This window comes from Neptunomonas japonica DSM 18939 (genome assembly GCF_000422765.1).
Classification (GTDB): domain Bacteria; phylum Pseudomonadota; class Gammaproteobacteria; order Pseudomonadales; family Balneatricaceae; genus Neptunomonas; species Neptunomonas japonica.
This window is the reverse complement of sequence record NZ_AUGR01000039.1, coordinates 1-7,581: the sequence shown is the minus strand read 5'-3', so window position 1 is coordinate 7,581 and position 7,581 is coordinate 1. Positions and strand designations below refer to the sequence as shown.

Genomic DNA, 7,581 nt, shown 5'->3' with positions numbered 1-7,581 from the left:
TAGTGGCGGAATGGACGGGACTCGAACCCGCGACCCCCTGCGTGACAGGCAGGTATTCTAACCAGCTGAACTACCACTCCGTTTTCATTCTGAAGTGTTACACACCCCTTGAATGAGGTGCGCATTTTAAATACTTTCCCTGCATTGTCAAACGTTTGCAGCAAAAAAACGTATATATTTTTATCATCAACCAAAACAAAGGGAACATTTGCATTCTAATGACTCCATCAAGGGAAAATGATGCCATTTATTACGATATAACCTCTGATCATGCTAACTAAGGCCTGAAGCCTAGCTTGTTTAAAAAACACTCAATCGAACAAAAACATAAGGCTTTCAAGCATCAATGGTAAAAAATGGACACATCAGAGGACATGCTAAGCCCTCTATAAATAGTGTACCCATAGAAGAAAAACCACTAAAGTGGTTACCAACAACACAGACACAACAAGAGCTTCGCAATACACAATGCAAATTTCAGATGCCTTAGACAGCTTTGTAAATGCCTGGCAGGCATTTCATGACAACACGCCCCCTACTATAGCGTTTGATTCTGAGTGGCCTTCGCTGTGCTACAACGCCTCTTCCCCACAAGAAGGAGAGCTTATTTCGTGGCAACCACGAAAACAAACCACTGCCTGCGATGTGTTTACTCGCCTCGGGGAAGCCCTAGAGACTACAATCCACCCTGACATTATTGCTTACTATACTTATTTGTGGTCAGACCACCTCGATGCAACAGCACCAGATGGAGACCTTACCCTTTTACAGGTATGGAATGAGGAAGATATAGAGCGCTTGCGTGCCAACCTGATTGGCCACGCGATGGTTAAGGTGAAGAAAAAGCTACCTCTAACATTGTTTTTTGCGTGCACAGAGCCCGACGATGGCATGCTAAGCCTGCTCAATGATGACGGCAGTATTTGGCTGGAGTATCCGGGCAAAAAACCCGTAAAAAAAATAGCAGAGAGCCTTAGTGAATTTCTTAACCAATTAACGCCACGCTAATACAGCGACTACCAACCCACCGTAAATGATAACAGCCGGCTAATATGGCACAGGGGCCTTTGCGACTCTGCACGCCACTCGTTAAAAGCACCTTGTACGGCCAGCAGGTCTTTTTTACCCGTTGGCCTCTTATCTACAACACCCTGCGCTTTTAACGCCGCAACCACGTCATCTGTTAGTACAAAGGTATCTTTACCTATCATGCGCAAAAAATAGGCTCCAGAATTACCACCTAGGTGAGAGCCATTTTTTTTAAGTTCTCCCCACAGACCAACAATGTTTTCTTCAGGCCAACCTGCTATCCACTGAGCGCAACTGCCGTGCTTTTCAGCTATCTCCAACATCATTACTGCATTTAGGCGAGTCGCCTTCAGCTTCCCCCAGTGCCTTATGATTTGATCGTTTTGCATTAAATTTTCTAATTGATCGTCATTCATTAAAGCAACTTTGTAAGGGCTAAAACCATACAGTGCTTTCTCAAACGCGGGCCACTTACTATCCACTAAGGAATGCTTTAACCCAGCACGAAAAACACGCCTTGTTAATGTCGAGAAAATAAAATTATCATCAATGCTCGCTAATGCCGAATTCGACATAGGATTTGGCAATAGAGATTCCAAAGACTCTCCCTTATGCTGCAGCGCATGTTCATACAACCACTGAAATTTTTTCACTTTCACTCTTCTTTAAAATTCTTACAACACTGAATTAACACACTAGCGCACATGGGTAGATTAAAGCATCTCTAAGCTTTCATGACAGCAAGCACTATACTGCTCAGTAAACAGAACAGTTTTCACGCCTCTGATTTGATGAACTTCTCTTCATTCAGCACCTCCCTTTTGGCTTGCTCACCTTATCTTTATATATTGTTTAGGCCCTAAACACATCTTTAATAGCTAATACGCATACTGACTTGCTTAACTCATGAATCATCACAAAAACACGCCTAATTAAACCAGAGCAAACCGCTCAGCTGTTCTTTTCATATATAAAAAAGCGTATGATTATCAACCTTTTTATAATTTAAAACTCGCTTATCGGTACAAAAACAGACACGATAAGCTACGGGATTGTTAACATGCCAGTTATCAGAAAATCGAACAAGCTGATTAACGTTTGCTACGATATCCGCGGGCCAGTGCTCCAGGAAGCAAAGCGTTTAGAGGAAGAAGGCAACCGCATCTTCAAACTCAATATCGGCAACCCTGCACCTTGGGGCTTTGAGGCACCTGAAGAAATTGTTCAGGATGTAATCCGCAATCTACCCGCATCTCAAGGGTACTGTGACTCAAAAGGCTTGTTCGCCGCCCGTAAAGCCATCATGCAAGAGTGTCAAAGAAAGCAGATTACCAACGTTACTGTAGAAGATATTTATATCGGAAATGGCGTTTCTGAGCTCATCGTCATGTCGATGCAAGGCTTATTGAATGACACTGACGAAATGCTTATCCCGTCACCGGACTACCCTCTTTGGACAGCCGCCGTGAGCCTTGCTGGCGGGAACCCGGTACATTATATCTGTGATGAGGAGTCTGGATGGATTCCTGATATTGATGATATGCGCAGTAAAATCACTGAAAACACCCGCGGGATCGTCGTTATAAACCCTAACAATCCGACAGGCGCTGTTTATCCAAAAGCCGTATTAATTCAAATTATGGAGCTCGCTAGAGAACATAATCTAATTATTTTTGCTGACGAAATTTATGATAAGATCATCTACGACGAAGCTAAACACGTTTCTCTTGCATCGCTAGCTGACGACATTCTTTGCCTAACGTTTAACGGCCTATCCAAAACATACAGAGCCGCTGGCTTTCGCTCTGGCTGGGTGATTGTTAGCGGACCAAAGCATCGCGCACGTGATTATATTGAAGGGCTAGACATGCTCAGCAATATGCGTTTATGTGCAAATGTTCCCTCTCAACACGCAATACAGACCGCTCTTGGCGGTTACCAAAGTATTAATGAGCTGATCGTACCTGAAGGTCGCCTTTATGAGCAACGCGACCTTGCATGGGAAATGCTTAATGATATACCGGGGGTTTATTGTGTAAAACCAGAGGGGGCCCTATACCTATTTCCTAAACTGGACCCTAATGTTTACCTTATCAAGAACGATGAGAAAATGGCCTTAGATCTACTACAACAACAAAAGGTTCTTATTGTGCAAGGCAGCGGGTTTAACATGCCAGATACCCAACACTTTCGAATCGTATTTTTACCTCGTGTAGATGAGCTAGAAGACGCCATATCGCGTATTGGCACCTTTCTTAAAACTTACGAGCAATAAACACAATAAAAGCGGCGCCAGAGCCGCTTTTTTTATAAACTGTGGTTGTGTAGCGAATAAACTCACGCTAATGTTTGTCATAAATTCGTCATCAAAGTGACATAACATTCTTTTCTGTTAATAACATTTTCTAGGTGTAGCAATGTTTATCAAGATTAAGAAAAATTGCGGTATTTTCATGGAACACAATGGTTTAGAAAAACAGCATTGGGTCCCTGTAACGTCAAACTTCCTAATTAACCTTGACCATGTTGCTGAGGTTTCTTTTTATACCATCAAAGAAAAAAGAACTCGCTACGACCTCGAAAATCATCAATTCGATGTACAGCCTCATACACGCGTTCTTCATTTACACATGGCCTATACCTATTCAACGATGAAAGAAAACATCAATGGCAATAAAAGCAACCTAGTTGAAAGAAGCTACTACAAACTCTATTTCTTGCCAGAAGAGATGGGGCAGTATGATGAATTGCGCAATAAAATCGAAGAACATGTTTTAAACCTGTAACTTCCTCACATCTATTTTTTAAAAGGCTGCTGATATGCAGCCTTTTTTATTTGCTAATTCTGCAACCTACTCTACGCTAAATGTTAGGAATATTTATCGCCGATGTGAAAGAGCAGGAGAAGCTATGGAAATTAAAGATCTTCTAAATCAGACCAGTAAGTTACCAAACGTACCAGAGGTCGTCAGGCAGCTAATACAGGCACTCAATGATCCGAATGCCAACTACTCTGAGATCTCCAAAAAAGTCAGCGAAGACCAAACCCTCTCGCTAAAAATTCTGCGCTTAGTAAACTCCGCACATTTTGGCTTATCACGTAAAGTCTCTTCTATAGACGAGGCAACAGTAATGCTCGGCATGGGCCGCTTGAAAACACTGGTAATCGCTTCAGGCTTTTCAAACTCTGTTGCTGAAGTAGAAGGGCTGGATATTAAAAAGTTTTGGTCTGAGTCGTTTCGCGTTGCCACACTTGCAAAATGGTTTGCTGCAAAAACAGACAATGTAGATCCTGACATCGCTTTTACAACAGGCATTATTCATAACATCGGGCGCTTATTACTTCACCTAGCCCAACCAAACCGTGCTAAAGCTATACAAACACTCATTGAAGAATCAAGCGTAAGCCGTAGTACTGCTGAAATTGAACGCCTTGGCTTTACCACACAAGAAGCGGGCAAAGCGTTACTGGATATGTGGAGCTTTCCTGCAGAACTTGGAAACGCGGTGAAGCAGCACAAAAGCCCTACCGCCCATGAGGACCCATCCTCTCTTGCTGCTGTATTAAATTTAGCTTGTTATATCAACGCTTCAGTTCGAGAAAAGCGTGACGAAGAAAGCGTTAAAGAATCATACCCAACAGACGTTGCTACACTGGCGGGCGTCTCGCCTGACACCATCAATCAACTCGCTGAAGCATTAACGTTAGAGTCGGGGCTAGACGGCCTCGCCGACTAGTTAACATAAGTTCCGATGGAGATAGATCACTATCTCCTCATTCGCTCTACAAGCTCTTTTGACATGCAACAAGACAAGTAAATAGATCATTAACATCATCCATAGCACGATGCTTTCTTACTTGAGCGCTCGCAATCAAGCGATATTGAATTAACTGCCCTCCCTCTAAGACGCTATCAATGCCTTGCATTTTGAAAGTCGGCTTCATCATTGCGGATTCAAAAAGGCGACGCATCCAAAAAAAGTCGAAATCTAACGCATCACTAGTAACCGTCTTTCCTCCTAGCATTTGGTTGAGTCGCTCACAAGCCTCATTAACCGATATTCCTTTAGCCAGTAACTCATCCATTGATATGCCATGGATATCTGCTGCAGACAGGTCCCACTGTGTCCAGCTATAGCCTGTATCTGGATTAATCAAAAACAGATCGCTTTCACCTGTGAGCCCGCATTTCCATGCAATTTCAATTGGATAAGAGAGAGGCCCTAAGCCACTGGCTTCAATATCTATACAGATAACAGGCACTTTAATCGCCATGCTGAAATACCATTGCTTTGACACCGCGCTCAGATTCAAGATCAGGAAAATCTTGTTGCGATGCCAATAATTCAACAAAAGCAAACTCAGGACACTCTTGAGCCATTAGTTCCCTAACAAAAGACTGATTGTGAGCCGGGTCGTTATGACAAGCCAACACCTGTGTATGAGGTGAAGCCAGTTCAGGCAAACGCCTCAGCACTTTTCGATAATCATTTTCTGCAACAAAACTACCCGGCTGAAAACTAGGCGGATCAATAATAATCAAGTCGTAAGGCCCTGGACGTTTAATTCGCCCCCAAGACTTAAGCATATCGTAAGGCATAAATTTTACAGACGACAAGTCATGCTCATTAAGCTGATGGTTAGCTCGCCCTATACTCAAGCCACGCTTACTCATATCCACGTTAACCACTTGGCTCGCCCCACCTTCAATTGCTGCGACGGAGAACGCACAGGTAAACGAAAAGAGATTCAGTACATTTTTACCATTGGCGTGCTCTCGCACCCAATCACGACCATTGCGCATATCAAGAAATAAGCCACTATTTTGAAACTGAGTCGGCCTAATTTCATACTTTAAACCCGACTCTTGTGCCACCAGCACATCGGCGACATCACCAAATATAACCTCATGTTCAGTCTCTCGCCCACGACCACGCTGCTGTATTAGCAAAGCAGTAACCAATGGCTCTCGTTCGAAATATGCTTTGAGCGCATTCAGTAGTGGCTGAGGCACATCAGCATACAAGCGAATGATAACAACTGGATCGAACCAATCGACAACAACCGCTTCATACTCAGGAAAGCATCCACCACGTCCATGTAACAAACGACGGCACTCATTCCCAGCAACAACTAACTGCTCATGTATCCAACTATAAATATCAGCCACTTAACCTCCTTAGTTAATCTTCGAGATTATAAATCCTAAACAACAAACCAACCAGAAAATATATGAGTTGTCATAACATAGGGGTTGAAACTTTTACTAAAAACCTATATCTAAGCGATATCTAATTTTTTTGGAAAACATAAATCATGCGAATCATTCTCTTTCTTCTGACCAACCTAGCTGTCATCTTGGTCGCAAGTGTGACACTCAACTTGCTGGGCGTTGAACACTACTTGTCAGGCACGGGGCTGAATCTTACATCGCTACTGATTTTCTGTGCTGTCTTTGGTTTTATCGGCTCTTTCTTCTCTCTTTTCATCTCAAAGTGGATGGCAAAAAGATCTACCGGCGCTCAAATCATTGAACAGCCAAGAACCCAAGAAGAAAAGTGGCTTGTAGATACAGTAGCCGAACTTGCTCAAAAAGCCGGCATTGGCATGCCAGAAGTAGGGATTTTTCATTCTGATCAAGCAAACGCTTTTGCCACTGGCTGGAATAAGAATAATGCTCTCGTCGCGGTGAGTACCGGTTTATTACAGCGCTTTCGACCTGAAGAAGCACGCGCCGTAATGGCGCACGAAATTGGCCATGTAGCCAACGGAGACATGGTTACGCTGACACTGATCCAAGGTATTGTAAACACTTTCGTTATGTTCTTTGCTCGCATTGTTGGCTACTTCGTTGATTCCATGCTGCGCAGGGGCAGTGATTCGAACGGAGTAGGTTTCGGGTTTTATATCGCTACGTTTGTCGCTGAAATCATTTTCGGAATTGCAGCATCTATTATTGTTGCTTGGTTTTCACGTCGCCGCGAATTTAGAGCAGATGAAGCCGGCGCACAATTTGGCAGCACCGCAGGAATGATTGGCGCTCTACAACGCCTAAAAGCAGAGTCAGGCATGGCAGATCAACTACCTAGTCAGATGACAGCGTTTGGTATTAGCAGCCACACTAAAATGGGCTTTATGGCATTAATGTCGAGTCACCCACCACTAGATGACCGTATTGCTGCACTGCAAAATCGCAGCTAATTCCTAACGAGTTGTCCCGTCCTAAAATACGTTGACGGTTTTTGATAGAAGCGGTTGCCCTAGGCAGCCGCTTTTTTTATGCACCTCTTCTGGCGTTTTCATGCCAAGGCTCAAGTGCGGCCTCATTTGGTTATAGATAGCGATTGACTCAGCCACCAACACTTTCAATTCAATAAACGTTTTACATCGATACAGTAGAAACTCCTGCTTGAGTATCCCGTTAACTCTCTCTGCCAGTGCATTCTGATAGCAATCATAACCATCTGTCATCGACGGCACCATACCGTTATCCTCCAATGCCTTCTGATAGACTGCTGAACAGTATTGAAGCCCTCTATCCGAGTGGTGAA

9 protein-coding genes and 1 tRNA gene are annotated in these 7,581 nt (G+C 43.5%); 5 read left to right on the top strand and 5 right to left on the bottom strand.

Annotated features, from left to right (window positions below):
- Nucleotides 1-3: 3 nt before the first annotated feature.
- Nucleotides 4-80 (bottom strand) — tRNA-Asp (locus tag G511_RS0117650).
- 388 nt (nt 81-468) lie between these two features.
- Here G511_RS0117650 and syd point away from each other — a divergent pair.
- Complete coding sequence (gene syd / locus G511_RS0117645) at nt 469-1,008, top strand: SecY-interacting protein (protein ID WP_028470818.1); 540 nt, start codon at nt 469-471, stop codon at nt 1,006-1,008.
- A gap of 8 nt (nt 1,009-1,016) precedes the next feature.
- Here the strand turns inward: syd and G511_RS0117640 are convergent, their stop codons facing one another.
- Nucleotides 1,017-1,682 carry a DNA-3-methyladenine glycosylase I gene (locus G511_RS0117640; protein WP_028470817.1) on the bottom strand — a complete coding sequence of 222 codons (666 nt, stop codon included), beginning with the start codon at nt 1,680-1,682 and terminating at the stop codon, nt 1,017-1,019.
- Between the two features lie 407 nt (nt 1,683-2,089).
- Between G511_RS0117640 and G511_RS0117635 the strand changes: the two genes are divergently transcribed.
- From G511_RS0117635 to G511_RS0117625, 3 genes are all read left to right on the top strand, one after another.
- Nucleotides 2,090-3,304, top strand: a complete 1,215-nt coding sequence (locus G511_RS0117635; RefSeq protein WP_028470816.1) for a pyridoxal phosphate-dependent aminotransferase — start codon at nt 2,090-2,092, stop codon at nt 3,302-3,304.
- 142 nt (nt 3,305-3,446) lie between these two features.
- Nucleotides 3,447-3,815, top strand: a complete 369-nt coding sequence (locus G511_RS0117630; RefSeq protein ID WP_028470815.1) for a hypothetical protein — start codon at nt 3,447-3,449, stop codon at nt 3,813-3,815.
- Nucleotides 3,816-3,939: 124 nt separating this feature from the next.
- Complete coding sequence (locus tag G511_RS0117625; RefSeq protein WP_028470814.1) at nt 3,940-4,767, top strand: HDOD domain-containing protein; 828 nt, start codon at nt 3,940-3,942, stop codon at nt 4,765-4,767.
- A gap of 46 nt (nt 4,768-4,813) precedes the next feature.
- Here G511_RS0117625 and G511_RS23300 read toward each other — a convergent pair whose 3' ends face one another.
- Nucleotides 4,814-5,305: a 3'-5' exonuclease gene (locus tag G511_RS23300; protein WP_245574137.1), complete on the bottom strand. Its 492-nt coding sequence runs from the start codon at nt 5,303-5,305 to the stop codon at nt 4,814-4,816.
- Nucleotides 5,295-6,200 (bottom strand): class I SAM-dependent methyltransferase, encoded by a 906-nt coding sequence (locus tag G511_RS0117615; protein ID WP_028470813.1) that lies wholly within the window; start codon nt 6,198-6,200, stop codon nt 5,295-5,297. Before G511_RS0117615 ends, G511_RS23300 begins: the two co-directional genes overlap by 11 nt.
- Nucleotides 6,201-6,343: 143 nt before the next feature.
- Here G511_RS0117615 and htpX point away from each other — a divergent pair, with 143 nt between their 5' ends.
- The gene (gene htpX / locus G511_RS0117610) at nt 6,344-7,231 is read left to right on the top strand and encodes a protease HtpX (RefSeq protein ID WP_028470812.1); all 888 of its coding nucleotides are present in this window, start codon (nt 6,344-6,346) and stop codon (nt 7,229-7,231) included.
- Between the two features lie 21 nt (nt 7,232-7,252).
- On the opposite strand, the gene G511_RS23295 is transcribed toward htpX, so the two are convergent.
- Nucleotides 7,253-7,581: integrase core domain-containing protein (locus G511_RS23295; protein ID WP_036552086.1), on the bottom strand; the 329-nt coding region annotated here is incomplete at its 5' end.

Bases quoted from the DNA above. Each gene is read 5' to 3' on its own strand.
- G511_RS0117635 (WP_028470816.1), top strand. From the start codon at position 2,090: ATGCCAGTTATCAGAAAATCGAACAAGCTGATTAACGTTTGCTACGAT.
- G511_RS0117630 (WP_028470815.1), top strand. From the start codon at position 3,447: ATGTTTATCAAGATTAAGAAAAATTGCGGTATTTTCATGGAACACAAT.
- G511_RS0117625 (WP_028470814.1), top strand. From the start codon at position 3,940: ATGGAAATTAAAGATCTTCTAAATCAGACCAGTAAGTTACCAAACGTA.
- G511_RS23300 (WP_245574137.1), bottom strand. From the start codon at position 5,305: ATGGCGATTAAAGTGCCTGTTATCTGTATAGATATTGAAGCCAGTGGC.
- syd (WP_028470818.1), top strand. From the start codon at position 469: ATGCAAATTTCAGATGCCTTAGACAGCTTTGTAAATGCCTGGCAGGCA.